This is a genomic window from Clostridium septicum, assembly GCF_003606265.1.
Taxonomy (GTDB): domain Bacteria; phylum Bacillota; class Clostridia; order Clostridiales; family Clostridiaceae; genus Clostridium; species Clostridium septicum.
Window position 1 is genome coordinate 2,861,898 of sequence record NZ_CP023671.1, and the last position, 24,630, is coordinate 2,886,527.

42 protein-coding genes are annotated in these 24,630 nt (G+C 28.5%); all 42 read left to right on the forward strand.

Translation table 11 applies throughout. The features are described 5' to 3' along the window. The 42 genes from CP523_RS13105 (at position 1) to CP523_RS13295 (ending at position 24,542) form a co-directional block, all read left to right on the forward strand. The gene (locus CP523_RS13105) at positions 1-468 is read left to right on the forward strand and encodes a DUF5651 domain-containing protein (protein WP_066677839.1); all 468 of its coding nucleotides are present in this window, start codon (positions 1-3) and stop codon (positions 466-468) included. 11 nt (positions 469-479) lie between these two features. Then, positions 480-752: a hypothetical protein gene (locus tag CP523_RS13110; protein WP_066677841.1), complete on the forward strand. Its 273-nt coding sequence runs from the start codon at positions 480-482 to the stop codon at positions 750-752. A gap of 17 nt (positions 753-769) precedes the next feature. Then, positions 770-1,663: a recombinase RecT gene (locus tag CP523_RS13115; RefSeq protein ID WP_066677844.1), complete on the forward strand. Its 894-nt coding sequence runs from the start codon at positions 770-772 to the stop codon at positions 1,661-1,663. Then, on the forward strand, positions 1,663-2,361 hold the full coding sequence (locus tag CP523_RS13120; RefSeq protein ID WP_066677846.1) for an MBL fold metallo-hydrolase: 699 nt from the start codon (positions 1,663-1,665) through the stop codon (positions 2,359-2,361). Before CP523_RS13115 ends, CP523_RS13120 begins: the two co-directional genes overlap by 1 nt. Before the next feature lie 25 nt (positions 2,362-2,386). Beyond that, positions 2,387-2,965, forward strand: coding sequence for an HD domain-containing protein (locus tag CP523_RS13125; protein WP_120140926.1), 579 nt, complete (start codon positions 2,387-2,389; stop codon positions 2,963-2,965). Between the two features lies 1 nt (position 2,966). Continuing rightward, on the forward strand, positions 2,967-3,371 hold the full coding sequence (locus CP523_RS13130; RefSeq protein WP_120140927.1) for a single-stranded DNA-binding protein: 405 nt from the start codon (positions 2,967-2,969) through the stop codon (positions 3,369-3,371). Positions 3,372-3,420: 49 nt separating this feature from the next. Next, the gene (locus CP523_RS13135; protein ID WP_120140928.1) at positions 3,421-4,065 is read left to right on the forward strand and encodes an ERCC4 domain-containing protein; all 645 of its coding nucleotides are present in this window, start codon (positions 3,421-3,423) and stop codon (positions 4,063-4,065) included. A gap of 2 nt (positions 4,066-4,067) precedes the next feature. Beyond that, positions 4,068-4,292 carry a hypothetical protein gene (locus CP523_RS13140; RefSeq protein WP_066677863.1) on the forward strand — a complete coding sequence of 75 codons (225 nt, stop codon included), beginning with the start codon at positions 4,068-4,070 and terminating at the stop codon, positions 4,290-4,292. Positions 4,293-4,305: 13 nt separating this feature from the next. Further along, on the forward strand, positions 4,306-6,900 hold the full coding sequence (locus tag CP523_RS13145; protein ID WP_066677865.1) for a CHC2 zinc finger domain-containing protein: 2,595 nt from the start codon (positions 4,306-4,308) through the stop codon (positions 6,898-6,900). Positions 6,901-6,913: 13 nt separating this feature from the next. Further along, positions 6,914-7,099 carry a hypothetical protein gene (locus CP523_RS13150; RefSeq protein WP_120140929.1) on the forward strand — a complete coding sequence of 62 codons (186 nt, stop codon included), beginning with the start codon at positions 6,914-6,916 and terminating at the stop codon, positions 7,097-7,099. Next, on the forward strand, positions 7,092-7,286 hold the full coding sequence (locus CP523_RS13155; RefSeq protein WP_120140930.1) for a hypothetical protein: 195 nt from the start codon (positions 7,092-7,094) through the stop codon (positions 7,284-7,286). Before CP523_RS13150 ends, CP523_RS13155 begins: the two co-directional genes overlap by 8 nt. A 31-nt stretch (positions 7,287-7,317) precedes the next feature. Next, on the forward strand, positions 7,318-7,464 hold the full coding sequence (locus CP523_RS16035; RefSeq protein WP_162925990.1) for a hypothetical protein: 147 nt from the start codon (positions 7,318-7,320) through the stop codon (positions 7,462-7,464). A 1-nt stretch (position 7,465) separates the two neighbouring features. Beyond that, positions 7,466-8,263 carry an adenine nucleotide alpha hydrolase family protein gene (locus tag CP523_RS13160; protein ID WP_120140931.1) on the forward strand — a complete coding sequence of 266 codons (798 nt, stop codon included), beginning with the start codon at positions 7,466-7,468 and terminating at the stop codon, positions 8,261-8,263. 148 nt (positions 8,264-8,411) lie between these two features. Then, entirely contained in the window at positions 8,412-8,852 is a 441-nt protein-coding gene (locus CP523_RS13165) for a hypothetical protein (protein WP_120140932.1), read from the forward strand. Between the two features lie 120 nt (positions 8,853-8,972). Further along, complete coding sequence (locus CP523_RS13170; RefSeq protein ID WP_120140933.1) at positions 8,973-9,347, forward strand: hypothetical protein; 375 nt, start codon at positions 8,973-8,975, stop codon at positions 9,345-9,347. Positions 9,348-9,439: 92 nt separating this feature from the next. Continuing rightward, positions 9,440-9,868, forward strand: a complete 429-nt coding sequence (locus tag CP523_RS13175; protein WP_120140934.1) for a hypothetical protein — start codon at positions 9,440-9,442, stop codon at positions 9,866-9,868. Between the two features lie 10 nt (positions 9,869-9,878). Further along, positions 9,879-10,073, forward strand: coding sequence for a hypothetical protein (locus CP523_RS13180; RefSeq protein ID WP_120140935.1), 195 nt, complete (start codon positions 9,879-9,881; stop codon positions 10,071-10,073). Between the two features lie 7 nt (positions 10,074-10,080). Beyond that, positions 10,081-10,248 carry a hypothetical protein gene (locus CP523_RS16040; protein ID WP_162925991.1) on the forward strand — a complete coding sequence of 56 codons (168 nt, stop codon included), beginning with the start codon at positions 10,081-10,083 and terminating at the stop codon, positions 10,246-10,248. A 20-nt stretch (positions 10,249-10,268) separates the two neighbouring features. After that, a complete protein-coding gene (locus CP523_RS13185; RefSeq protein WP_162925992.1) occupies positions 10,269-10,727 on the forward strand; it encodes a dUTP diphosphatase in 459 nt (152 codons plus the stop codon). Further along, positions 10,727-10,984: a hypothetical protein gene (locus CP523_RS13190; protein ID WP_120140937.1), complete on the forward strand. Its 258-nt coding sequence runs from the start codon at positions 10,727-10,729 to the stop codon at positions 10,982-10,984. Before CP523_RS13185 ends, CP523_RS13190 begins: the two co-directional genes overlap by 1 nt. A gap of 320 nt (positions 10,985-11,304) precedes the next feature. Further along, on the forward strand, positions 11,305-11,454 hold the full coding sequence (locus tag CP523_RS16045; protein ID WP_162925993.1) for a hypothetical protein: 150 nt from the start codon (positions 11,305-11,307) through the stop codon (positions 11,452-11,454). Positions 11,455-11,505: 51 nt separating this feature from the next. Then, a complete protein-coding gene (locus CP523_RS13195) occupies positions 11,506-11,940 on the forward strand; it encodes a sigma factor-like helix-turn-helix DNA-binding protein (RefSeq protein WP_120140938.1) in 435 nt (144 codons plus the stop codon). Positions 11,941-12,095: 155 nt separating this feature from the next. Continuing rightward, complete coding sequence (locus CP523_RS13200) at positions 12,096-12,545, forward strand: helix-turn-helix domain-containing protein (protein WP_120140939.1); 450 nt, start codon at positions 12,096-12,098, stop codon at positions 12,543-12,545. A gap of 240 nt (positions 12,546-12,785) precedes the next feature. After that, positions 12,786-14,552, forward strand: coding sequence for a hypothetical protein (locus tag CP523_RS13205; protein WP_120140940.1), 1,767 nt, complete (start codon positions 12,786-12,788; stop codon positions 14,550-14,552). Between the two features lie 11 nt (positions 14,553-14,563). Continuing rightward, positions 14,564-15,895, forward strand: a complete 1,332-nt coding sequence (locus tag CP523_RS13210) for a phage portal protein (RefSeq protein WP_120140941.1) — start codon at positions 14,564-14,566, stop codon at positions 15,893-15,895. Positions 15,896-15,897: 2 nt separating this feature from the next. Continuing rightward, positions 15,898-17,331 carry a structural protein gene (locus tag CP523_RS16420; RefSeq protein WP_227909521.1) on the forward strand — a complete coding sequence of 478 codons (1,434 nt, stop codon included), beginning with the start codon at positions 15,898-15,900 and terminating at the stop codon, positions 17,329-17,331. Beyond that, on the forward strand, positions 17,328-17,531 hold the full coding sequence (locus tag CP523_RS13220; RefSeq protein ID WP_128499466.1) for a hypothetical protein: 204 nt from the start codon (positions 17,328-17,330) through the stop codon (positions 17,529-17,531). Before CP523_RS16420 ends, CP523_RS13220 begins: the two co-directional genes overlap by 4 nt. Positions 17,532-17,596: 65 nt before the next feature. Further along, positions 17,597-17,905 (forward strand): hypothetical protein, encoded by a 309-nt coding sequence (locus tag CP523_RS13225; protein WP_066677878.1) that lies wholly within the window; start codon positions 17,597-17,599, stop codon positions 17,903-17,905. 14 nt (positions 17,906-17,919) lie between these two features. Further along, positions 17,920-18,183: a DUF6275 family protein gene (locus CP523_RS13230; RefSeq protein ID WP_120140942.1), complete on the forward strand. Its 264-nt coding sequence runs from the start codon at positions 17,920-17,922 to the stop codon at positions 18,181-18,183. A gap of 140 nt (positions 18,184-18,323) precedes the next feature. Continuing rightward, positions 18,324-18,959 carry a DUF4355 domain-containing protein gene (locus CP523_RS13235; protein WP_066679063.1) on the forward strand — a complete coding sequence of 212 codons (636 nt, stop codon included), beginning with the start codon at positions 18,324-18,326 and terminating at the stop codon, positions 18,957-18,959. Positions 18,960-18,973: 14 nt separating this feature from the next. After that, positions 18,974-19,345: a hypothetical protein gene (locus CP523_RS13240; protein ID WP_120140943.1), complete on the forward strand. Its 372-nt coding sequence runs from the start codon at positions 18,974-18,976 to the stop codon at positions 19,343-19,345. An 18-nt stretch (positions 19,346-19,363) separates the two neighbouring features. Then, the gene (locus CP523_RS13245; protein ID WP_066679061.1) at positions 19,364-20,389 is read left to right on the forward strand and encodes a major capsid protein; all 1,026 of its coding nucleotides are present in this window, start codon (positions 19,364-19,366) and stop codon (positions 20,387-20,389) included. A gap of 49 nt (positions 20,390-20,438) precedes the next feature. Further along, positions 20,439-20,711, forward strand: a complete 273-nt coding sequence (locus CP523_RS13250) for a hypothetical protein (protein ID WP_120140944.1) — start codon at positions 20,439-20,441, stop codon at positions 20,709-20,711. Positions 20,712-20,715: 4 nt separating this feature from the next. Beyond that, a complete protein-coding gene (locus CP523_RS13255) occupies positions 20,716-21,126 on the forward strand; it encodes a DUF6751 family protein (RefSeq protein ID WP_066679060.1) in 411 nt (136 codons plus the stop codon). A 1-nt stretch (position 21,127) separates the two neighbouring features. Further along, on the forward strand, positions 21,128-21,487 hold the full coding sequence (locus CP523_RS13260; protein WP_066679058.1) for a minor capsid protein: 360 nt from the start codon (positions 21,128-21,130) through the stop codon (positions 21,485-21,487). Beyond that, positions 21,484-21,918 carry a chloramphenicol resistance protein gene (locus tag CP523_RS13265; protein ID WP_066679056.1) on the forward strand — a complete coding sequence of 145 codons (435 nt, stop codon included), beginning with the start codon at positions 21,484-21,486 and terminating at the stop codon, positions 21,916-21,918. The genes CP523_RS13260 and CP523_RS13265 overlap by 4 nt, the downstream gene beginning before the upstream one ends. Before the next feature lie 5 nt (positions 21,919-21,923). After that, positions 21,924-22,406, forward strand: a complete 483-nt coding sequence (locus tag CP523_RS13270) for a hypothetical protein (protein ID WP_066679054.1) — start codon at positions 21,924-21,926, stop codon at positions 22,404-22,406. 12 nt (positions 22,407-22,418) lie between these two features. Beyond that, on the forward strand, positions 22,419-22,772 hold the full coding sequence (locus CP523_RS13275; RefSeq protein ID WP_066679052.1) for a DUF6673 family protein: 354 nt from the start codon (positions 22,419-22,421) through the stop codon (positions 22,770-22,772). Between the two features lie 2 nt (positions 22,773-22,774). Continuing rightward, a complete protein-coding gene (locus tag CP523_RS13280) occupies positions 22,775-23,377 on the forward strand; it encodes a bacteriophage Gp15 family protein (protein WP_066679050.1) in 603 nt (200 codons plus the stop codon). Positions 23,378-23,429: 52 nt separating this feature from the next. Continuing rightward, the gene (locus CP523_RS13285) at positions 23,430-23,960 is read left to right on the forward strand and encodes a hypothetical protein (RefSeq protein ID WP_066679048.1); all 531 of its coding nucleotides are present in this window, start codon (positions 23,430-23,432) and stop codon (positions 23,958-23,960) included. Positions 23,961-24,004: 44 nt separating this feature from the next. Beyond that, complete coding sequence (locus CP523_RS13290) at positions 24,005-24,142, forward strand: Com family DNA-binding transcriptional regulator (RefSeq protein WP_242871394.1); 138 nt, start codon at positions 24,005-24,007, stop codon at positions 24,140-24,142. A 70-nt stretch (positions 24,143-24,212) separates the two neighbouring features. Beyond that, on the forward strand, positions 24,213-24,542 hold the full coding sequence (locus tag CP523_RS13295; protein WP_120140945.1) for a phage tail tape measure protein: 330 nt from the start codon (positions 24,213-24,215) through the stop codon (positions 24,540-24,542). Positions 24,543-24,630: the final 88 nt, after the last annotated feature.

Below are 24,630 nucleotides of genomic sequence, written 5' to 3' on the forward strand. Positions count from 1 at the left end.
TTGAAAGATTATCTAAACAATGAAGAAAGAAAAAATATAATAACTATTTTACATTTAATGACTTCAGGGGTGATTTTATTAGAGGGAAATACATTAACTAAAGATGAAAAAGCAAATTTAAAAAGAGGTTTTACATTTACTAAAAAAGCTATAGAAAATATAAAAAATAGATTAAATAAGAATGCTTTAAACGCCCTGGATAAAGATGCTAAAAAATCAAGGGTACTATTAGATATATATGGAGCTACAAGAGAGTACGAAAGAAGAAAACAATCGGATATAAATGCAGCATATGAAGAAAATAGAGATTATTACAAATTAGTAGAATTAATACTTTTTTATAATTGTAAAAACTGCAGCGAGAAATGTAATGAATGTGAGATTTATAAAGAGTTTGAAGAACGATGTATTCCTGAGTTCGAAGGTGCTGAAAAAATGGGATACTGTAAATATAGTTATAAAGGATAAGGAGCCAAGGTATGAATAATTTAGAAGTAGGAAAGAAAATCGCAGAGATAGTTGATAATATTTCAGATTGTAAAACAAATTTAAAGCTTTTAGAAGATAGCAAATCAATAAAAAATCCATATGTATATGTAGGGGATAGATTTAAAAGCTTAATTAAAATAGAAGCTGATAAAAATATAATTTTACACATGATTGAGATAGAGCAAAAGAGATTAAAGGATTACGAGAAGAAACTTAATGAGCTTTTAAATGTTAAAGCAACAGTATTAAATATATGTTTATAAATTAGGAGGTAGATTTCATGGAGAAAAATAAAATTCAGACAACACAAGAAAGAAACATTACAGATGGGGTTTTAAACAGAATAAAAGTTTTAGAAAAAGAAGGAGAAATAAATTTCCCTTCAAATTATAGCTATCAAAATGCCCTTAAAAGTGCTCATTTAATACTTAGTGAACAAACTGTAAAAAAAGGTAATGTTAATATTCCAGTATTAGAAGCATGTACAAAGGCAAGTGTTATAAATGCATTATTAGATATGACAATACAAGGGTTAAGTCCTATTAAAAAACAGTGTTATTTCATTCCTATGGGAGATAAGTTAACTCTTATGAAAAGCTATATGGGAAATATAGCTTCAGTAAAAAGGCTTAAAGGCGTTAAAGAAGTGTTTGCTAATGTAATTTATTCCGGTGATGAATTTGAGTACAAGCTTAATCTAAAAACAGGATGCAAAGAAATAATTAAGCATGAACAGAAATTTGAGAATATTGATACTACAAAAATTAAGGGTGCATATGCAATTGTAGTAAGAGAAAATGGTCCAGATTATGTTGAGGTGATGAATATAAGTCAAATTAAAAATTCATGGAATCAAGGAAATGCAAAGGGACAAAGCTTGGCACATAAGAATTTTAGTGATGAAATGGCAAAAAAAACAGTTATTAATAGGGCTTGCAAGAACTTTTTAAATACTTCTGATGATAGCGATTTGTTAATAGCGGCAATAAACAGAACAAAAGATTATGATCCAGAGGATATTATAGAAGTGACAAAAAAAGAAGTTGATAAAGAAATAATGGAAGAAGCTAATAAAGAGGTAATAGATGTGGAAATAGAAGAATCTATTGATTCCGATATTATAGAAGAAGTCCAAGCAGAAGTAGTGCATGATGATATGGAATGTGATTTTTAATGATTAAAATATTAGCAACTGGATCTAAGGGGAATTGTTATTTGATTCAAGCAGGAGATGAAAAACTCCTGCTTGAATGTGGAATAACCTGGAATGAAATTTTAAAAGGCTTAGATTTTAATATTAAAGGGATATTAGGGTGTTTGATAAGCCACGAACATAAGGATCATTCAAAGTCATATAAAAAAATAATCAAAAATGGAATAGATGTTTACACCTCAAAGGGAACTCTAGCCGGGATTGGGAATACACCTAAGGGTAGAAGAGATAAAATTATAAAAGCTTCAGAGAAGTTTAAAATAGGGAATTTTAATATACTCCCTTTTGAAATTGAACATGATGCATTTGAGCCTTTAGGCTTTATTATAGGGCATCCTAAATTAGGGAAGATATTGTTCGCTACAGATACTTATTATCTAAAATATAAATTTAAAAATATAGACCATATATTAATAGAATGCAACTATAGCGAGAAAATATTACATGATCTAGAGCCTCATAGGGCCAGAGTTTTAAAATCTCATATGAGCTTAGAGACACTAGTAACAGCTTTGAAGACATGGGATTTATCAAGAACAAAAGACATAATACTAATTCATATATCAGATAAAAATGGAGATTCAGAGGAATTTAAAAAAGAAATAGAATCCATTACTGGGATTAAAACAATTATAGCAGCCCCAGGAACAGAAATTTAAAAATAAAATAGCAACGGGAGGAAGTATGGATATTTTTACTTTAGATAACAAGGAAAGATTCATAAGTTTATTGAAAGACACAAAAAGAGAAGGTGTTGAGAATTTAATTAAGTGGTTAGAAGGTACAGATTTTTTCATAGCACCAGCATCAACTAGATTTCATAGCAATTATGAAGGAGGATTATGTCAACATAGTTTAAATGTATATAAAATATTTAAGAAAAAATGTGAAGACAATGAAATTGAACTAGATGAAAGCAACATAATAATCGCTTCCTTACTACATGATATTTGTAAAGCTAATTATTACGTAGTTAGTTCAAGAAATGTAAAAAGAGATGGGAAGTGGATTCAAGTTCCATATTATTCAGTTGATGATCAAAATCCATTAGGCCATGGAGAGAAAAGTTGTTTAATACTACAAACCTTTATAAAACTTACAAAAGAAGAATTGTATTGTATAAGGTGGCACATGGGAGGGTATGAACCAAAAGAAAATTTAAATACTATTAGTGCAGCTTGGAATTTATGCAAGCCAGCGGTACTACTTCACACAGCAGATTTAGAAGCAAGTTATTTAATCGAAGAACATAGGGAGGTTTAAAATGAATAAAGCAATACTTATTGGAAGGTTAACTAAAGATCCTGAACTAAATTATGCTGCTAGTAGTGGAACAGCAGTAACGAGATTTACTTTAGCAGTAAATAGACAATTTAAGAAAGATGAAGCAGATTTTATAAATTGTATAGCTTTTGGAAAAACAGGGGAAGTAATAGCACAGTACCTTACTAAAGGTAGACAGTTAGCTATTACAGGAAACATTAGGACCGGAAGCTATGATGCTAAAGATGGAACTAAAAGATATACAACTGATGTGATAGTTGAATCGTGTGAATTCATAGGAAATGGACAAGGTAACGATGCATCAAATAAAATTAACAATACCTTTGATAATAAAAACTTTGATGAAGATATGACACCAGTTGATGACGGAGATATGCCTTTTTAAAGAATGCAATTGTATAGTAATTTATTAGATTAAAGGAGAAAAATAAATATTGAGATATAAATTTTCGGATAAAGAGATAAAAGAAATATTAGATAAAATGGTAATTATAGTAGATACAAGAGAACAAGCAAATACCCATATAATACAATGGCTTCAAAAGAAAAAGAAGCCTTACAAAACTCAAAAATTAGACTATGGAGATTATAGTTGTTACTTGCCAGCGGGTAGCTTTAAAGGGCAACAGAGAGATGTTTATTTTACAAATGATATAGCAATAGAGAGAAAATTTTGCATCGATGAAATTGCAATGAATCTTAAGGATAATAAAACAAATATAAATGAGATTAAAAAAGAAATAATTGATTTATTAGGAAAAGAGTATTTAGAAAAAGTCCTTAAAACTGATTACAACAGACTCAAGTACGAATTTGCCAATATGAATAGATATGGCATTGAATTTTTTATATTTATGGAAGATAAAGATTTTGATGAAAACATAAGAAATAAAAATTACAGAGCCCAATATGAGCCAACAACATTATATGCAAGAATAAAAGGTTTGGAAAGGGAATTTAGTACCATCATAAGGCCAATAGATAAGTCTATGATTGGAAGCGAGATATACAATACTTTAAGATATTCTATTAGAAATGTACTTAAGCATAAGGGTTACATAGAAGAAATTCAGGAATAAATATGAATGAAATTATAGAGATAAAAAAAGAATATAATTACTATCTTAAACGTAATTCTAATGCAGAAATTTATTTTAAAAACGAAAGCATAGAAAGTTGTTTGAAACATTTAAAGCTTTTTAACGATATAGCTTTAAGGCTTAGTAAATTACAAACTATATATAAGGATATTACAGGTTTGGAAATGACAAAAGATGAAAGAATAAATGGATTTAAAAACTTTTAGGAGGTGATGTTATTTGGATATTGGAGATATAAATTTAAAAGAGTTAATAGAAAGAGAGACTGGTAATAAATTTAATAGGCAAGGATATATACCTTGCCCTTTTCATAATGAAAAGACACCTTCCTTAAGTGTTAAGTTTCATCCAAATATTAATAAATATAAATTTAAATGCTTTGGATGTGATGTGGGTGGAGATGCAATAGACTTTATATCAAATTTTAAAGGTATAGATTTTAATGCATCTAAAAAGTATTTAGGAATGGAAGTACATAAGAGCAAAAAAGAACAATTAGAGGACAAGGTTAAGTCTTTTATAGAGTGGGAATTTACTAAATACAGGGAAGAACAGGATTTGTTAGGAATATTTACTTTTGTAAATAAAGATAACGATCCAATTTATTTCAAAGCAAAATTTATGGACCATAAAGAGGGAAAAAAGAAACATGGTTATTATCATTTTGAAAATGAAAAGGTAAAGGCTAGTAGAGGATACGATGAAATTCCGTATAACCTTTATAACACTATAGAGGGAATAAAAAAAGATTATGCAATTGTAGTTGTAGAAGGCGAGAAAGATGCGAATACAATAAATTCACTGTTAAGAAATGAAAATTATGTTGCCACAAGCTTTAAAGGAATAACTAAAGAATTAAGTTATTTTACGGGAGCCAGAATTTACGTGTGTAGCGATACAGGGATAGCCGGAGAACAATATAAATGGAAAATTTACAATGAATTGTTTACGACATCTAGAGAATTTAAGTTTATTAATTTACCTGGACTAAAGTCATTGGGAAACAATAAAGATGTTACTGATTGGATAGAGTTTGGACATGATAAGAAGGATTTATTAAATGCCTTTAATAGAAGCTTGGATTTAAAAACAAGATATGAGTTGCAGCAAAATTTAAATGGTGTTTTTAAATGGATCTACAATAGAAAGGATGATGATTTTTTTAAGGAATATATAACAAATTTTAAAATAATTGAAGCTAAAAGAATGAAATTTATTGATGAAGATAAAGAAGGAATAAAATTGATTTTAAAGTCTAATACAGGAGAGACATTTGAGAAAACGGGATTTTCTACTGTATTCGATGATACCAAATCTTTTAAAAACTTTTTAGGGACCATGGATTTATCTTTTATAGGTGATATTAAAGCTTTGACTGAATTTAAAATATGGATAAATAAATATTTTGCTTTAGAAAATGAAGAAATTCATAACGGAGCTAAGTTTATAGAAAAAGATAAGAAATTATTTTTTGCAACAAGTAATGGAGCTATTTCAGATTCAGGTATAGATATAAGCATAAAGTGCAAAGGTAATATGGCAGAAAATCTAATAGATATTCAAGAAATAACTCAAGAAGAATTTAAATCTATAAGAAAACACTTATTTAAATTTGCTACTTCAGAAAAGACTATCAGCATAATAGGAACAGTAATAAACAACCTGGCAATATATCAAAATAAAGCAATAGGAAATAAACAGCATCATTTACTGATGATAGGAGAGAGTGGAAGTGGAAAAAGTACAATATTAGATAATGTAATAGCGCCTATACTAAATGCTAATAAAAATGATATAAAATCAATCGGATTAACAAGTCCTTTTGGAATAATAAAAAGTCTATCAGAAGGCAATTACCCATTGTTATTAGAAGAATTTAAACCATCAGCCCTGGATCGTTTTAAAATATCTAAATTAAGCGAAATATTAAGAAACTCTTATGATGGGACAAGTGTATCAAGAGGGAACAGAAGTCTTGAAACAACAGAATTTAAATTAGATAGACCTATTATAATGGCAGGTGAGGAAAGCTATGCTAATAATGAAAAGGCCCTTATAGAAAGAAGTTGTATAATTTATCTTTCTAAAAATGAAAGAACTTTAGAACATACTAAAGCTATGAAATGGCTTATGGATAATCAACAATTATTGAATAAATTGGGAAGAAGTCTGATAGATATAATATTAAATCTTACTATAGAAGAATATTCAGATATAAGGAAGTTGGGAGAAAGTAAAATAACTGAATTAATCAATAGACCTTTAAATACTGCGCTTAATATTTATTGTGGAATGCAAATTTTAAATAAACTTGCAATTAAATTAGAAACTAAGGAATTTAAGGGATTCGAAAAATTCTTAATAGAAAATATAAAAACAGAAGTTTTAGAAGATGGACAGGAAGTAAATTCAGTTGTGGAAACCATGCTTTTAACGTTTAATCAAATGCTAGAGGATTCTAGAGTATTAAATCCAGAATGTGTTTTTAAAGTTAAAAACAATGTTGTGTTAATAAAAACAAGTGAAATGATTAATTTGTTATATGAACATACAACTAGATTTGGAACAGATGTTATTCCTTTAAAACTGAAGGACTTTAAAAAACAAGCTAAAAAATCAGGTTATATTTTAAATGAAAGTATTCCAACTAAGATGAAACAGGTTAATGGAAATTGGAAAACTGTAAGAATGGATGAATATGATATAGAAAAATTAAGAGATTTAAAAATGTATGAGATAGTAGAACCAATTTTTGAAGTAGTAACAGAAACGGAGCAAAGATTCGAAGGAACTACAACAGAGTGTCCATTTTAAAGGAGTGTAAATAATGATAACTGAGAAAGATTTAAAAGAAATAAATGAAAACTTGGAAGGAATAAAGCAGGCAAGAAAATTAAATATAAAAGCTAAGTCAAAAGTTAACTTAGAAGATGGTTCAGAAGCCTTGATATACCATTTAGGACAAGCAAATAAGACTATAAGAATTGATATAAAGGAAATTAGTAATGAGTAGATATTCTAATACTAGTAAAGTAGCTAAATGTGGAGCAGTAGACAGTAAATATTTTAGAAATACAGATAAGTTTGAAAAAGATGTACAAGCTAAGATAGATAAAACAGAAGAATTTAAAAATAAGATAAGAGAGTTAATATTATTAGATCCTAACTTAATAGAGCTTAAAGAAGAGTTCGGGATTTGAAAATATTGATAAATAGATGGAGGAGTAAGATATGCAATATCATTTATGCTGTAATCAGCTTAAAGGATCATGGGAAGTGAGAAACTCAAAAGAGGAAGTAATATATAACGGAACATTAAAAGAAGCAAGTGATTGTATAAATGGATTAGTAAAAGAAAACATGGGGGTGAGGGTATAGTATGAAACATTTCTTAAGTTTTGGTGGAGGAGTAAACAGTGTAGCTTTATACCTTTATATGATAGAACAAGGGATAGAGTTTGAAGCCGTATTTAGTAATCATGGAGCTGATCACCCAGACACTTATAGATATATGGATTACTTTAATAAAGAGGTCATAAAGAGAGGGTGGAAACCAGTAACAATAGTTGAAGGTAATGTTAAAGAAAGAAATATGAATAAAGGATTAGATTTATTCCATTATTGTTTAGAGAAGAGTGTAGTACCTTCAAGAATGCTTAGATGGTGTACTGAAAAGTTTAAAATAATACCAACCAATTTGTATATTAATTCTAAATTAGAGGGTGGAGAAGATGAAAAGTGTTATATGCATTTAGGGATAGCATATGATGAAGCGAATAGAGCAAGACCACCACAAAATCCGCCTAAGTATTTAGCTAATAAAATATTTAAGTATTTATTTGTTGAAGATGGGATCACTAGAAAAGAAAATATTGAAATAATTGAAAGACATGGTTTTAAAGTTCCTAGGAAATCTGGTTGTTATTTCTGTCCTTATGCAAAAAAAGCTGAGTTTATAGAGTTATATAGAAATGATCCATGTTTATATGAGAAGGCTAGAGCTTTAGAGCATAAAGTAAATGAAAAAAGAGTATCAGATAATAAAAAGCCACTATATATAAGTTCAAAACCTATAGAGGTAATAGTTGGAGAAGGACAAATTGAAATGTTTTTTGATGATTATGGATTATTAGATCACATAGGAGAAAGAGAAAGGCCTTGTAATTGTGGGTTATAAGTTTTTTATATTTAGTAAATATGTTCTTTAAAAATTGAATAATACGGTATTTTTGAAAAATGTATAATTATGTTACAATATAAACTAACTAAGATAAAACTAATGTATGTATAATAATTTTTAATAGATTAAGTTGGAGGAGTATAAATTGAAAAATAAATCGAAATTTATAGTTAGTTTAATAGTTGGGATACTTTTACTTTCATTAGGGTATAATTTTTATCAACAAAATAAGATAAATAATTATAAGAAAGAATTAACCCAAACGGTAAGAGATAATATACAAAATTTTGCTGGTTATGGCGGAAATATAGATAATGAAACAGTTTATGCCGAACAATATGCAAGTATAATAGCCGCTCGAGAATCATATTTTGCGTTAAGTGACGAGAATGGAATCCCAAATGATGAATGGGCATATAGTTTGCCAAGATTGTTTATTGAAATAAATAGAGTTATGCTTAATGACAAAGAAAAATTTAAAGAAGTATTTCAAAATGAAAATGCTTCAGAATTAATGTTTAAAATATCAGATAATTTTGATGATAAAGAATCTATAAATAAAGTCTATAGTTTATTGACTAATTAACTGACTATATTAAAATATTAGGAATATAAAATTATTTAAAATGCCGTATTATTCAAAGAAATATGCGGCGTTTTTTTAGTATGCAATTAAAAAATATGAAAAATAGATGGAGGTAGGAAAATGAGTAAGTGGACTTATGAGTTAAATATAAATAGTGAGATATGGAGAGGTGGCGTTTGTGATAGTAGAGAAGAAGCTATAGAGGAAGCATCTAAAGAAGCCTTAATTGATGATATTAAGAAATTTAAAATAGGAATAATTGAAGATGTACCAAACTTTGGAGTAGATGTTGATAGGGTTATAGAAGACATACAAAATACTATGTATGAAGAAGTTGGAGAAGTAGCAGAGGATTATTTAGTTTATGCATCTACAGAAGAATTATTAGAATTAGAGAAGGATCTTAATGATGTGTTTTACAAGTGGCAAGAGAAGTATAACTATAAACCAACATTTTACACAATCATTAGTGAGGAAATAATAGAAATCGATTAGATAATTTAAATATAGGAGAATAGAAGCGATTTAAGTAACAGTAATATGCTTCTATTCTCATAAGAAAATCAATATCAATAAGGAGGCGAAAGATGGAATTCACAACAATAGAACAATTTAGAGAGCAACCTATAGAAGTACAAAAAATATTTTTAGATTGGTGGGAATGTGATTACGGAGATTTATATTATTATAATGAAGACCCACATGAATATAAAGATGTAGAGATAATAGATAATAACTTAGAATGCGATTTAAATGGAGATTTTGATTACTTTAAAAGTATAGGACCAATTCCGCTATTTACAGAAGGACAATTAAGAAAATTTATAGAGGATAAAACCAATGGTAAAGTAGAAAGTTATTATGCCTGGGATTACTATACTATAGCAATTAGAGATACAGGATGCGGAGGAGATGACCCACAATATGATACAGAGGAAACTAATTTACTCCAAGTCTATTGGAAAGTGGCTTGTATTATAGCTGAAGAGAAGGTTCAAGTAAGTGAGTATCAGTAAGGAGAAAACGATGAATAAATGTATGTATTGCAATAATCAAGTTTTTGTTAGAAATCAATATTATTGCACCAGGTACAAAAAGAAGATATATAACAATGGAACAAAGTTAATACCATTAGATTTATGCAGTTTAAAAAGCCAAAACTCTAATTTATATGAGTTCAAAACAAAGAGTAATGGTGGAATATTAGTAAGGATAGGTTAAATTAAATATGAAGACTATTAATAAAATATGTTGCAAATGCAATAGTGATAAAATAGATGCATTTTCAATAAAGAAAATTATTGCAAATAATAAGAAATATGAAAAAATCAATATAACTTATATATGCCAAGATTGTGGAAATATGGATTTAGAGATAATTACAATAATACATTAATAAATATTAAGGGGTTAGTTATGAACATTAGAAATTTATTAGAAATGCAGAAAGAATTGGATATAGCAATATTTAAGAAAAGTGATATAGATGTATACCCAACTAGAAAGATAGAGTTAGCTCTAAGAGTAGAGCTAGGGGAATTAGCACAGGAATTTAAAGAGTTTAAGTATTGGAAGAAAACCAAAGGAGAAGTTAATAGAGAAAAAATGTTAGAGGAATGGGCAGATGTTTTTCATTTTGCTTTAAGTCTAGAAAATGAAGAAGGAAATAGCTTTATAGATAGAGCAGAAGAAATAGCCCATAGACTTAATAGTGATTATACAGTTTACCACTTATTTCAGATGTGCTTTAAAGATCCTACAGTTCCAAGGATTATAGCATTAGGATTAAATTTAGGTTTCACATTTAAAGAAATGGAACAAGCATATAGATATAAAAATAAGATTAATTGGGATAGAGTTAATGGAGGATATTAATGAAAGTAAATATGGGAGACTATTTAATAGAAACAGATGAAAGGCAGTTTATAGTAAAAGTCAAGAAAATAGTAGAAGATAGTAAGTTAACCAAGAAAGAAAATCTAGGCAAAGAATACTGGCAACCAATAGCTTATTGTACAAGCTTTGAATCTGCTTTGAAATTCGTTCCACAGCAGGTTTTAAGAAGTAATCATGACATATTGGTTATTAAAGATAAATTAGAGCAAATAGAAAACTTTATAAAACAATTGTAAAAAATAAAAAAGGTTACAAGAGTTACAAGTTTTCAAAAAAAAGTAACCAAAAGTGTAACCACAAGAAATGACAGTATATCTAGCCTGAGACTATATATATATATAATAGTTACAAAGTTACATAAATATATATATATATATAAGAAAAAAATATATATATTATATATTCTCTATATATACATATAAATTTAAAAAAAGTGTAACTTTGTAACCAATGTTCCAAAGCTAGTAATATCAACGGTTTGAAGTGGTTACTATTAAAAAAATAAATGTAACATGAAGTGTAACATAATATAAAAAATTAGAAGGAGTAAAGTACCGTGAGAGTAGACTGGGACAAGGTTTGGAGAGATAGAATAAAAGAAATAGATAAGCAAATTAAAAAATGTATTTTTAATAAAAAATGGACAGAAAAAGCAAAATTAGAGTCAGAAAAGGCTAATTTATTAGAAAAAATCAATAAAAATTGACTAAAAAGCATAATAAAAAAATTAGAAATGAAACAAAAGAGGTGAATAATCTTGAGTTTATATAAAAAAACAGAGGCTATGTTATACAACTTTAATAAAACTAAAGCTGAAATTAGAAATATAGAATTAGATTTAGAACTTTTAAAAAGTCAATATGAAGGTGTTGGTGCAATAGTATATGAAGAAAGAACTGGATCTACTAATAAGTTTAATTCAAGTGTAGAGAATGAAGTCGTAATTAGAGAAAAGAGAATAAAAAAATTAGAAAATATGAAAAAGCTTAAAGAAGTTGAAATTATGAAGATAGAAAATTCATTAACTGATTTAACAAATAGAGAAAAGAATCTTATTCAAATGAGATACTTTAATAAAGAGAATAATAGAATGATAGCTGCTAAGTTAGATTTAACTGAAGAATATGTATCAGAATTGAAAAGAATTATAGTAAATAAGATATCAAATATATTATTCTTAAACTTTGTTTAAACTTTGTTTAAGACTGGTTTAAATATTAAGGTTTTAAACGTGTTATTATAGTATTATAGAAATTGTTAGTTAGGACATTTGTAGAAGCTAATTAGAGAAGATTTAGCCTATACAAGTGTCTTTTATTATGTGTATATATCAGAGGGGGTGTGTAGATGGCTAAAGAGCTCTTAAAGAATAAACAGGAAATAGTAACAAGAGAACAAATACAAATGATTACTATGCTTATAGAGGGCGAGAATATAACGGATATCGCTAAGACTATAGGTGTTACTAGAAATACTATTTATGCTTGGATGGGTAAGCCTACTGTCAAGGCAGAGCTGGACAGGCGTAAGCGAGGGATAATTAACCAGGGAAATGCTTACATTTTGAAAGATTTAACCACATTTATTTCAAATATAAAAGAATTAGCTAATGATAAAAGCGATAAAAGAGTATGTTTAGCTGCAAATCAATATCTAATAGATAGGATTTTAGGAAGAACTTCCCAAGTAATAGACACTGGAAACTCGGGAAATAGTGAGAATGATGGGCAAATTAATGAAGTTGAAGCAGTTGTTGAAAGGATAAAACTGAAATTAAAAGGCGGTAATAATGCTTGAAGACCTTGATATAACTAGCTTTAGTATATATATAATAATTTAATTTACGAACTTCGCTAAATTAAGTTTTAGCGAAAAAAATAAAAAGCAAAAGCGAAATTGTTATATAATTAAGTATTTAATTACTATTATGCATAAATAAATATGGGGGTAGGTTCTAAAATACAATATTTGGAATACTGTGGCTACCAGTTCCACACTTTTTCTAACAAATTTTAAAAACCAGGAGGTGGTGATAAAGTGGGATTGCCTTTAGAATTCGATAGTGATAATGAAAGAAATGAATTCTTACTTTATCACTATCTTAATAAGACTTTTCTAGAAGCTGGCTTAAATGATAAAGAGGCAGAGGAAAGAACAGATGAAATGTTTATAGAAAACTCTAGCAATTTATTTGGATTCCATGGATTAGCATGGCAATTAGGTAAATTTAATCTAGAGTTTTTTTGTTTGTATTTTTTACAAGACATCTATTATCCAAAAGATGATAATGCAGCAGCACCTCATGCAAAGGTTCATGAAGATTTATGGAAAGATATTCAGGAAGCTATTATAGGAGAAGGTCACAATCAATTAGGTAGAATATTGCCAAGAGGTACAGGTAAATCAGTTTTTGGAAATACCGGACCGGTTATATGGGTTCATGCTTATGGCCATATAAAATATACATTGATATGTTCTGATATAGGATCTACTGCTGAAAAGTTTATTGCAGATATTAAAAATCAATTTTTAGAAAATGAACTATTAAAGAATTCATTTGGAGTTTTATTAGATGATAGAGATAAGAGTTTTAAATGTAATACTTCAGAATTAGAATTAACTAATTTTTCTAAGATAGAAGCAATACCTTCAGCTTCACCTATGAGAGGTAGAAAGTATAGAAATAGAAGGCCTGAACTTATAATTCTAGATGATTATCAATCAGAATCAGATGTTAAAACTCATGAAGCTAGAGAAGGAAAGTGGAAGAGATTTAGTGAAGATGTTAAATTTGCTATTCAAAAGCCACTTTATAGAAAAGGAAAGCTAGTTAAAAAAGGTACTGTGATGATAGCACTAGGCACATTACAACATAAAGAATGTTTTTATAGTAGATTGATGAATCAGCCAACATGGAAATTTGAAAATGAAAAAGGTGTTCTTATAGATAATGTTGATAAGTTCTTTAATGAAGGACTTTGGTTGAATTTTAAAGAGATTCTATTTAATTCTAAAAAATATGGAAGTGCATCATTAGATTATGCTAAGGAGTTTTATTATCAACACCAAGATGAAATGCAATATCCTTTGTTATGGCAAGAGTTTTGGGATTGTCTTGATATGGCCATTCAATATTACGAAAATCCATCATCCTTTAAACAAGAAGTTCAAGGAGATGTAGACAGTATAGGAGAAAAATGGTTTAAAACTGTTGCTACTGAAAAAAGAGAAGAAATAGAAAGACATGATTTTATAAAAACTATGTTATTAGTGGATCCAGCAGCAACTAATAATAAAAAATCTGACTATAGTGCTTTTTTGGTAGGATCTAAAGCTGATAATAATTTAAAATATGCGAGAAAAGCTGAACTTGCAAGGATTAATGCAAGAACAGATTTTGATAAGTACGTGGACCATATGATTGAGTTGATAAAAGAATATATAGATATAACTCATGTTTATATAGAGAAGAACACATTTAATGGAGCAGATGCTAATTTATTAGAAAATAAAATCAAAGCTGACTTAACTTTAAGAGGCAGAGACATAGAAATAATAAATGAAGCTCAAAGAAAAAATAAGGATGATAAAATTTCTACTATTATTCCTTATATGAATAAAGGTCAAATTATATTTGCTGAAGAAGATGATGAATTTATAAGTCAAATTTTAGATTTTAGAGGGCAAAAATTCTCTATTCATGATGATGCGCCAGATATTGCATCTGAATTTAATAATCGGATTGATAATATAGAAATTGTTGAAGCAGTTGAAATACTAGATAGACGATCCTTTGGGTTGTAGGAGGTGAAATATTGAATTTAAATAAGTTGATAAATAAATTGTTTAAAAAAGAATTTGGATTAGATTTGCATAATTATGAACATTTAGAGTTAGTTAAAAAGGCTTATGGTAGTTATCATGTATTTAGAAATATTTATGAAAAGATGTATCGTTATTATAAGGGTGATACAGATGCTATCAGAAAATATCTTTTTGTTACAGATAGATCAAATTTAAAAGTAAATGTTAACTACATTAAGAAATTTATAAAAGAAGAAGTTGCTTATACATTAGGAAATGATATAACTTATGAATCAAGGACAGATGATACAAATATAGTAAAAGATATAGAATATTATACAGCTCATTGGGATGAACTTCATGATACTGATTTAATGAAATATTTATTAATATTTACGGAAGTCTATGAACTTTATTATATAGATAAGAAAGCAGATTTTTGTAGTAAAATTATAAAACCTAGTGATGGATATGCATATAAGGATAGCTCTTCAGGAAAGGTTTTATTCTTTATTCATACATTTAAAAATGATTTTGAACAACATAATAATATTGATGTTTATACGGAGAATTATATATATCATTTTAATGATAAATTTGAAGAAATAGCATCACCAAGTAAAAATTTATTTAAAGAAGTGCCTGTTAGTATTGGAATTTTAAGTTATGAAAAAGAAAGTGATAGTTTATATAAGGATATTAAGGGTCTTCAAGATGCTTTTGAGACAAATTTAAGTGATGTTGGTAATGAAATAAGTGATTTTAGGAATGCTTATTTAAAATTTATTGGATGTAAAATTGATAATGATGATGTTCCTAAAATGAAGAGATTGGGAGTGTTACAACTTCCAGGTAAAGGTGCTAGTGCAGATTGGTTAATCAAAAATATAAATGATACATTTATTCAGAATACTTTAGATAGATATCATGATACTATGTACGAAATAGCTTGTCATATAAACCATAATGAAAAATTGCAAAGTAATTTATCAGGTATAACTTTAAGATCTAGACTTATTGTTTTGGAAAACAAGTGTAATCTTCAAATTAAGGCACATAGGAATATTGTTAAAAATAGATTAAGATTTTTATTTATATATTTGGATTTGAAGAAAAATAAAATTTATGATTATAAAGATATTAAAGCTCTTTATACTCCAAATATTCCTTCAGATGATTTAGCAACTGCTCAAATGCTTAGTCAGGTGCCTGATGGGATAATTTCTAAAGATACTGCTAGAGGTAGATTTAGTTTCATTAATAATAAAGTAGTTGAAGCTGAAAAGGTAAAAAAAGAGCAAGAAGAAGAATTTGCAATAGATTTAAATAATCTAGGTGATTGATAATGATTGATGAAGAAGAATTTATTGAAAGTCTTTATGATGAAGCTAATGAACAGTTGAAAGAAATTTATAAGGAGCAGAAAAATATTAGAAATGAACTTTTAAAGGAAATAGCAATGGTTATGCTTACTTATACTATTATTGATGGAGTAATGAGTATAGGGAAGAGCGATAAGGATAAATATTATAAAAAGATGTCTGTTTTAATTTTAAATGGTCATAAGAATATTTGTAAGAATCAGATTAATGTAATTAATGATATTCTTAGTTCTACGGTTAATAAAACTTTTAATTTTTATAACTATAATGCCAATTTAAAAGATGTTAAGAAGATTGTGAAAGATAATTTTAAAGGTAAACATTTTTCGAAAAGAGTTTGGGAAAATGAGCAGGAAACAGCTAAATATCTTCATAAGCAAATTAATGCTTTTCTTAATGGAAAAGTAAATGTAAATCAAATAAAAAAAGAAGTAGAAAAAACTTATAATACTGGTGCTTATAATACAAAAAGACTTGTAGAAACAGAAGTAAATAGATCTTCTGCTAATGCATTTGATATATTCTGTAAAGAAACAGGGGTTAAAAAAGTAAGGTATAATGCAACTTTAGATAGTAGGTTATGTTCTGATTGTGGGCAATACCATGATAGAGTGTTTGATTTTAAAGGTAAGATAGAAATTCCAAAACATCCATTATGCAGATGTTTCTATACTATTGAAGATGATGAGAGTATTTTAGATAAAACTGATTATATGTCCAGTAGGTTCGTTCCACAATTTGGAGAAGAAAGAGAATTTAAACTGGGAAACTTATCGATAAATGAAAAAAGAGTATCTAATAGTAGATTTAACATGTGGACGGATATTGATGCAACAAAGAAAAATAAAGCAGTAAGATTATATGAAAAAAAACTTAAAAATATTAAAAGTGGATTACCTGCATGGTTTGAACTGCCAAGAGTGTCAATTATAAATTTCGAAAAAAATGGTTTACCTCAAAATGCTATTGGAGGTTATAAGCGAGAAGTTAATACAGTATTTATAAATAGTAAGTATGATACAGATTCTAAGATATCAAAATATTTAAAAAGCAAAGAAGGTTATTTTGCAAGCGTAGAATCAAACTCTCCACTTCTGCATGAATTAGGACATAAATATCATTATGATTTAGTGGAATTAATTGAAAATCAAAAAGGAGTGGGTTATAATAATGCTAAAGAAATGTTTGATAATGGAATTCAGAATTATATCTTAAGTAAATCTTCAATGCCTAATAGGTTTATTGAAAACCAATTAAGTGGATATGCAGCAGATAGTTATATTGGGATTAATAGGGTTAATGAAATTATTGCAGAATATTTCAGTGTTAAAGGAAATATCAAAACAGAATTAGTTCAATTTATAGAAGCGTATATAAAAGGAGTTGAAAAATCGTGATGATTGTGGACAAAAGACATGAAACAACGCGTAAATTAACAAAGATATTTGAACCATACATTATTATGGGGAATGCTGGTGATTATTTAGAGGCTACAATAAGAGAAGATGCGCCACAAAACGTAAAAGATGCTCATAAAGAATATATTAAAATAACAAATGAAATATTAAGAGATAAAGCAAATTCACCATTTGCTTAATTAGGCACTTACTTAGTTAAAAGTAGGTGCTTTTATTATGCTTAAAACTAAGGAGGAAAAGAGAAGTGAAAAAGTTATTTATATCTCAACCAATGAGGGGTCTTACAGATGAAGAAATTTTAAAAACAAGGGAAGAAATTCGTATTAAAGCAGAAAAAACTATAGGAGAACCAATAGAGTTAATAGATTCTTTCATATCGAAATATCCAGGAGAAGTTAACAAGTCAATTCCAGTATGGTATCTAGGAAAATCTATACAGCTTTTAAGTCAAGCTGATATTGCTTATTTTGGTGGAGATTGGAGAAATGCAAGAGGTTGTAAAATTGAACATGAAGTAGCTGTTCAATATGGAATTAATAGGATAGAAGATTAGAGGAGAAACATTAAATGAATGAAAAAGAATTTTTAGAATGGTGTAAACAGGAAGTATGTAACTATACTAATAAGCATTTGGATAAAACTGATAAGAAGGAAATTACAACAGATGATGTATTTATGGTGTGGAGCTGTAAAACTCTTCAAAACAATAAAGCTTTATTAAGTACTACTTTATTTGATGGAATGTATTACGAGTGTACTTACAATGGGGACAAGAAAGAAATGTATGTAGATGCTTATAAAAAGTGGGAAAACTACAAAGTTGAAAAATAATTAAGTCTTAGGAAACTAAGGCTTTTTATATTATTTATTAATACGTCTTGTGTGCATTTTGTGTGCAAGGGGTGTTATTACTAAGTTAAATAATTTTGTGTCACAAGGCTTATATGGGTTTGTGGGATAAGGAGGAGTATATGTTAAAGAAAGAATTATTAAAATTAATTGAAAAAGCGGGTGATGATGAAAATATAGATTCGTTACTAGAAAATAGTAATTTAGCTAAGTCACTACAAATTAGTGGACTTACCTTAGAGGCCTTTAAGGAAAAAATAAAAAGTGATAAAGATTTTAAAGCTTTTCTTGATAGTGAAAATGATAAATATCATAGCAAAGCTTTAAAAACTTGGAGGGAAAACAATTTAGAAAAGGAGCTTGAACCTTTTATTAAGGAAAAGTATCCGGATTTAATAACTGATCCAACTCAAAAGAAAATCTTAGAACTTGAGAAAAAATTAGCTGATGAACAAAAAGCTAATGCAAGAAAAGATTTATTAAATGAAGCTATGAAATATGCTAAAGATAAGAAATTGCCGGCAAGCATTATTGAAAAATGTTTAGGTGATGATTTTGATAAAACTAAAGAAGTTTTAGATTCTATCGCGGAGGATTGGTCAAAGAGTCTTGAAGCTATAGCTACAGAGAAGATGAAACAGTCTAGTTATATACCAGGTAATAATTCAGATGGAAAGCCAATGAGTATTGGTGCTGCAATAGCAGCTCAAATAAATAATACAAGTTCAGCTCCAAGTGATCCTTGGACTACTAAATAAAGGGAGGAATTTTTATGTATTTTAAAAAACAAACTTATGAAAATGATATGGAGATATTAGTTACTCAATCTAATCTTATAACTTTTACTTCTACAGTTAAATCAACAAGCATTAAGCCTAATGAAAATGGAAGAAAACTAGTTAAAGCAGGAACTTTAATAGATGCTGAAGGAACAGTTGTAACCCAAACTGGTGGAGAGGGTTCTGAAACACTAACTACTACACCAGCAGGTGTTTTATATAAAACAGTAGATGTTACAAATGGGGATATGCCATGTAGCTTAGTTGTTGAAGGGTATTTAAGAAAAGATAGAGTGCTTGATGGATTTTCAGAAAAAGCTATTGAAACTATAAAATCTACATTAGTAAAAATAACATTTAGATAATAAAGGGAGGATTAAATAATGCCAAGGTTAGAAGAAGTTTTCAGTACAAAAGAATTAATTAATTATTATAAAGATAGAAAGGTTGTTCCTATGTTAGGGGATTCACTTTTCCCAGAGAGAAAAATTCAAGATATTGAATTTGATATGATTTTAGGAAGAGGTGGCATACCAGTATCAGCTTCAGTGCATGCTTTAGATACACAAACTGAACTAGCATCTAGAGAAGCTATTAATAAAGGTGTTGCATCATTAGCTTTAATTAAAAGACAGATAAAAATTACAGAAAAAGAAATTATAAAAATAAATAATCCTAGAACTAATGCGGAATTAGAGTCAACCCTTTTAGAATTATATAAAGATGCTGATAAAATGGTTGAAGCTATAAAAGTTAGAGTTGAAGCGATGAGAATGGAACTTTTAAGTTCAGGTAAGATTAGGATTGAGGAAAATGGAGTCAAAGTAACTATGGATTATGGATTCCTTCCTGTAAACAAAAAAACTTTCAATTGGTCAGATACTGAGACATCTAAACCGCTTGATGATTTAGAAACTTTAGCAGCTGCTGTGGAGGGTTCTTCAGGATCAAGACCAGTTAGAGCTTTAACATCTAGAAAAATAGTTAATAAAATACGTTCAAATAAATCTGTTAGAGAAGCAGTTCATGGTATTAATTCAGCTAAAACTGTAACTTTAAGTCAATTAAATGATTTATTAGAAGAATTAGATTTACCTAGATTTGTGGTTAATGAAGGAAAATATAAAGTTGAAAAAGCAAAAGGGTTTGATACTAAGAGATATTTTCCTGAGAATGTAATATCAATGTTTGGTCCTGAAGTGTTAGGGGAAACAATTTATGGATTAACAGCCGAAGAAGTTAAATTAATAGGAGATTCAAAGATGGAAGAAGCTTTAATGATAGGTAATATATTTGCTGGAACATATTCTTCAATAGATCCAGTTGGTGAATTTACTAAAGCAGCTGCAACTGCATTACCATCTTGTCCTACTGCTGAAGAAATAGGAATTGCTACTATAACGCTTTAGTATATTGGGACAATATTACATAATTATAAATTAGAGAATGGAGGTAGTTATGTTTACTAATGAAGATAGAGCAGTAGCTAAAATAAGGGGTTATCTAAATGTTATAGATAACCCTAAATGGACAAAGGAATATATTTTAAAGAATTATGGAGTTGCAGTTGAATTATTGATTGAAAAAGCTACTGAATTTAAAAAAATGAACGGGGTAAAATCCATTAGTGAAGGGAATCAAAGTATGACTTTTACTGATGAAGGAAAGTGGACCATAACTGATGATATAAAAGAACTTTTACCTGATCCATTTATTAAACTTATGGGGTGATGTAATGGGTGTTTTGTTTAAGAATTCAGCTGTAACAATTTATAACAAGCATTATGATTTAACTAGCGATAGCTATAAATATCAAAGAAGAGTTATTAAAGATGTTAATTGGCAAGGAAAGACAACTGGTACTGTAAGCGATAAAGGTTTACTGCTTGCTGATAGTACACTTATTTTTATAGATAAGTTAGCTAACTATGTAGGCCCTAAAAGATTCGCTAATTTATCTGATATTGAAAGAATAAATTATTTTACATTAGCTCCAGGAGATAAAGTTGTAAAAGGTGAAATTGACTTTGAAATAACAGGTATTAAACCTTATAGAATAGCTGATTTGAAAAATGAATTTGATGATGTTATAGATATTAAATCTGTAAATCTATTAACTGATCATATAGAAGTAGAGGGGGTATAGTATGGATGCTAAAGTTATATTAAAGATTAATGATGCTAAAAAAATTCTACTTAAGAGGTATTTAAATAAAAATGGTAAAGCTCAAATTAAATTTACTCAAGAGGTAGCTAAACAATGTAATAATTATATTCCATACAGAACAGGTAGATTGAAGGATATGATGATTAAATTACAGGCTAATAAAATTATATATAATGCTCCTTATGCTAGAAAGCAGTATTATTCTAACAGCGGTAACGGTAAACAAGGAAGTTCATTAGGAGGTCTTAGAGGTAAGCTTTGGGATAGAAGAATGTTTGCTGACAGAGGGGATAAAATAGTCCAAGCAATAGCTGAATTTGTAGGAGGTAGAAGTAAGTGATAATAGATAGCTTGAGAAACTATATAAAAAAATGTCCATGTTTAGATACATTTAATAATGCTATTAAAGTTAATGTCAACTATCTAGAACCTTATGCAGACACCTATTCCATAGAAGAAGTTCCTATAGAACCTATTGTAAAGAAATACGTTAATGGAGATAGTATAAGACAATACGCTTTTATATTTACATCTAGAAAGCCTTATGGGGTTGATGTGTTACAGAATATAGATAATAGCGGATTTTATGAAAAGTTTGCTGATTGGATTGAGGATAATAATAATAACAATTATATATTTCCATTGCTAGATAATAAGTTAGAACCGTTAGAAGTTAAGGTGACTAGTACTGGGTATGCTTTTGCAGTAACAGAAGATACTGCTCAATTCCAGATACAATTAAAATTAAAATATTTTAAGAAAGGAAAATGATATAAATGGCTATACGAAAAAGAAAAATTCAAGCTAACTATTTAAAGGTAGGTGAAACTTTTGAACTTTTAGGCACTGGGTTTACAGAGCTTAATGAGAGTCCTAGTGCCCAGACTACATCTAAGAGGTATATAAATCAATCTAGTGCAAGTCAAAGTATTACTGGATATGAATGGAGTACAAGCTTTAATGCTGATCAAATAGCAAGTGAGAAAGCTATTGATCATATAAGAGATATAGGAGAAATGCAAAAGACAGGTGCTGATACAGAAACGGAATATTTAATAGTAGACTTAGATAAACCTGATACAACTTCAGGATTTAGAGCTAGAAAATTTGATGTGGCTATTTCAGTCGATAGTTTTGATGACAATGATGGAGAATTAGGCATAAGTGGAAGTTTTTTAGGAATTAGTGATCCGGTAGAAGGAACTTTTGATACTGCTGCAAAGACATTTAAAAAAGGTTTTACACCTAAAACACTATAGGAGGAATTTAAAGTGAAAATAAATGGCGTTGAATTAGAGGATTTAGATATTTATGATCTTGAAGTTGCTGAAAGATATGAAAAAGCTTTAGAAAATTTAACAGGGATTGAAGAAAAGGTTGCTAATAAAAAAAATAGTGAAAGTATTCGAATAATGTGCAATGCAGTTTTTAATATATTTAATACTATGTTTGGAGAAGGAACTGATAAAAAGGTTTTTGGTAAAAAGGTTAATTTATTGACTTGTATGTCAGCAATTGATGAATTAGTTGAGAAAACAAATGAGAAGAAGAAAGAAATAAATAAATTTACATCTAAATATTCTCCTAATAGAGCTCAAAAGCGAGTTCAAAAACATACTAAATAGTAATGAACTTATTAATTGATTTAGCTCCAATTACGGTAGATATAGATGGTATAGAGTATGGTATTAATTCAGATTTTCGCACATCTATTTTATTTGAACTTTTAATGCAAGATAATGAAATAAATGAAGAATATAAAATCATTAATGCTTTAGAATTATATTATCCTGTAGTTCCAACTAATATAAATGAGGCTGTAGAAAAGATCTTGTGGTTCTACAGATGTGGTAAAGATATTTCATATCAAAAGAGAAATGCTAAATGTAAAGGCGGTACTCAAATTTACAGTTTTGAACATGATGATGATTATATCTATAGTGCTTTTTTAGACCAATATGGCGTAGATTTGCAGGATATAGACTATTTACATTGGTGGAAATTCAAGGCTATGTTTAAGAGTCTTAAGGAAGATAATGAGATAGTTAAAATAATGGGATATAGGTCCATTGATTTATCTAAGATTAAAGCTAAAGAGGAAAAGATGCATTATAGGAAAATGAAAGAACTATATAAAATACCTAAAAATATAAGTGCAAGTGAAGAAGCAAAACTGAAAAACATAGAAGAAGCACTTTTAAGTGGAAAGGATTTAATGAACTTATTGTGACATTATAATTATATTGCTATAATTATGATTATAACAATATGGAGGTAATGACATGAAGAAAATATTAAGTATATTTCTGTTTTTAATTATATCTTTGGGTTTGGTTAGTTGTAAATCTGGAGAAGATTTAAAGGCTAAAACTGATAAGGAAGTTATTAATAATTCTGATATTGATAAGAAAGAGAATATTAATGAAAAAGTTACATATAATGTTGATTGGGAAAAATGTATACACGATACTAAAGCTGAATTTATTAATTCAGAACAATATAGTTATTTAAAAGATATTTATATTGAAGTATCTGGGGACAAGGTTACTTTTACAGCGGTTCTTGCTGATTCAACTGATAGTAAACTTGCTTTAGATTTAGCTGATAGTATTATAAGAAGATTCAATGCAAATGCACAATTACAAGATTCTTCAGTTAAAAGTTCAGGTAAGGATTATTTAGGTGGATTATATGATAATTATACTATATCTATAGGAATTGCTCCTTTGAGCGAAGTTAAGAATCAAAGTAAATGGTATATTTACGATGCTATAGAAAAAAAGGTTCATAGAGAACCAAAGTTACAAAAGTAGATTTGGCACTTACTTAGTAGGTGCTTTTTTTATGTATAAATGAGGTGATTAATATTGAAGATGTAAGGTGCTTCTGTTGTAATCAGTTATTAATAAAAGCAGATTACGTTAAGGGGGAAATAAAGTGTCCTCGATGTAAAAAAATAATTAAAATAGAAGTTAAAGAAAAAGACAGAGCTTAGAGCCACACCTTAGAGTAGTGAGCCAATGCCTGCTTTTTTTATTTTTATAAAGAAAGTAGGTGAGAGTAACATGGCTGATGGAAGAATAGTTATAGATACTGATTTAGATTCAAAGGGAATTGAAAATGGCCTATCAAAAATGAGTAGTATTGCTAAAACGGGATCAAAATCAATTATTGCATCAATAGGAGGAGCTGCTTCGGTAATTGCAGGGATAGGAATTGTAGCAACAAAAGTTGGAATGGACTTTGAAGCTGGAATGAGTAAAGTTCAAGCTATAAGTGGAGCTACAGCAGAGGATATGGTTCTTTTAGGGAATAAAGCTAAAGAGATGGGCTCAAAAACTAAATTTAGTGCAACTGAAAGTAGTGAAGCATTAAGCTATATGGCGATGGCTTAAAACATCGGGTCATCTAAAATTCGGCAAAATCGGTGAACGCTAAGTTTATAAATATCTAGCTATTTGGTACAATTAAACCCAAAACGGC

Bases quoted from the DNA above. Each gene is read 5' to 3' on its own strand.
- CP523_RS13110 (WP_066677841.1), top strand. From the start codon at position 480: ATGAATAATTTAGAAGTAGGAAAGAAAATCGCAGAGATAGTTGATAAT.
- CP523_RS13115 (WP_066677844.1), top strand. From the start codon at position 770: ATGGAGAAAAATAAAATTCAGACAACACAAGAAAGAAACATTACAGAT.
- CP523_RS13120 (WP_066677846.1), top strand. From the start codon at position 1,663: ATGATTAAAATATTAGCAACTGGATCTAAGGGGAATTGTTATTTGATT.
- CP523_RS13125 (WP_120140926.1), top strand. From the start codon at position 2,387: ATGGATATTTTTACTTTAGATAACAAGGAAAGATTCATAAGTTTATTG.
- CP523_RS13130 (WP_120140927.1), top strand. From the start codon at position 2,967: ATGAATAAAGCAATACTTATTGGAAGGTTAACTAAAGATCCTGAACTA.
- CP523_RS13140 (WP_066677863.1), top strand. From the start codon at position 4,068: ATGAATGAAATTATAGAGATAAAAAAAGAATATAATTACTATCTTAAA.
- CP523_RS13150 (WP_120140929.1), top strand. From the start codon at position 6,914: ATGATAACTGAGAAAGATTTAAAAGAAATAAATGAAAACTTGGAAGGA.
- CP523_RS13155 (WP_120140930.1), top strand. From the start codon at position 7,092: ATGAGTAGATATTCTAATACTAGTAAAGTAGCTAAATGTGGAGCAGTA.
- CP523_RS16035 (WP_162925990.1), top strand. From the start codon at position 7,318: ATGCAATATCATTTATGCTGTAATCAGCTTAAAGGATCATGGGAAGTG.
- CP523_RS13160 (WP_120140931.1), top strand. From the start codon at position 7,466: ATGAAACATTTCTTAAGTTTTGGTGGAGGAGTAAACAGTGTAGCTTTA.
- CP523_RS13170 (WP_120140933.1), top strand. From the start codon at position 8,973: ATGAGTAAGTGGACTTATGAGTTAAATATAAATAGTGAGATATGGAGA.
- CP523_RS13175 (WP_120140934.1), top strand. From the start codon at position 9,440: ATGGAATTCACAACAATAGAACAATTTAGAGAGCAACCTATAGAAGTA.
- CP523_RS13180 (WP_120140935.1), top strand. From the start codon at position 9,879: ATGAATAAATGTATGTATTGCAATAATCAAGTTTTTGTTAGAAATCAA.
- CP523_RS16040 (WP_162925991.1), top strand. From the start codon at position 10,081: ATGAAGACTATTAATAAAATATGTTGCAAATGCAATAGTGATAAAATA.
- CP523_RS13185 (WP_162925992.1), top strand. From the start codon at position 10,269: ATGAACATTAGAAATTTATTAGAAATGCAGAAAGAATTGGATATAGCA.
- CP523_RS13190 (WP_120140937.1), top strand. From the start codon at position 10,727: ATGAAAGTAAATATGGGAGACTATTTAATAGAAACAGATGAAAGGCAG.
- CP523_RS13200 (WP_120140939.1), top strand. From the start codon at position 12,096: ATGGCTAAAGAGCTCTTAAAGAATAAACAGGAAATAGTAACAAGAGAA.
- CP523_RS16420 (WP_227909521.1), top strand. From the start codon at position 15,898: ATGATTGATGAAGAAGAATTTATTGAAAGTCTTTATGATGAAGCTAAT.
- CP523_RS13230 (WP_120140942.1), top strand. From the start codon at position 17,920: ATGAATGAAAAAGAATTTTTAGAATGGTGTAAACAGGAAGTATGTAAC.
- CP523_RS13235 (WP_066679063.1), top strand. From the start codon at position 18,324: ATGTTAAAGAAAGAATTATTAAAATTAATTGAAAAAGCGGGTGATGAT.
- CP523_RS13240 (WP_120140943.1), top strand. From the start codon at position 18,974: ATGTATTTTAAAAAACAAACTTATGAAAATGATATGGAGATATTAGTT.
- CP523_RS13245 (WP_066679061.1), top strand. From the start codon at position 19,364: ATGCCAAGGTTAGAAGAAGTTTTCAGTACAAAAGAATTAATTAATTAT.
- CP523_RS13250 (WP_120140944.1), top strand. From the start codon at position 20,439: ATGTTTACTAATGAAGATAGAGCAGTAGCTAAAATAAGGGGTTATCTA.
- CP523_RS13255 (WP_066679060.1), top strand. From the start codon at position 20,716: ATGGGTGTTTTGTTTAAGAATTCAGCTGTAACAATTTATAACAAGCAT.
- CP523_RS13260 (WP_066679058.1), top strand. From the start codon at position 21,128: ATGGATGCTAAAGTTATATTAAAGATTAATGATGCTAAAAAAATTCTA.
- CP523_RS13270 (WP_066679054.1), top strand. From the start codon at position 21,924: ATGGCTATACGAAAAAGAAAAATTCAAGCTAACTATTTAAAGGTAGGT.
- CP523_RS13280 (WP_066679050.1), top strand. From the start codon at position 22,775: ATGAACTTATTAATTGATTTAGCTCCAATTACGGTAGATATAGATGGT.
- CP523_RS13285 (WP_066679048.1), top strand. From the start codon at position 23,430: ATGAAGAAAATATTAAGTATATTTCTGTTTTTAATTATATCTTTGGGT.
- CP523_RS13295 (WP_120140945.1), top strand. From the start codon at position 24,213: ATGGCTGATGGAAGAATAGTTATAGATACTGATTTAGATTCAAAGGGA.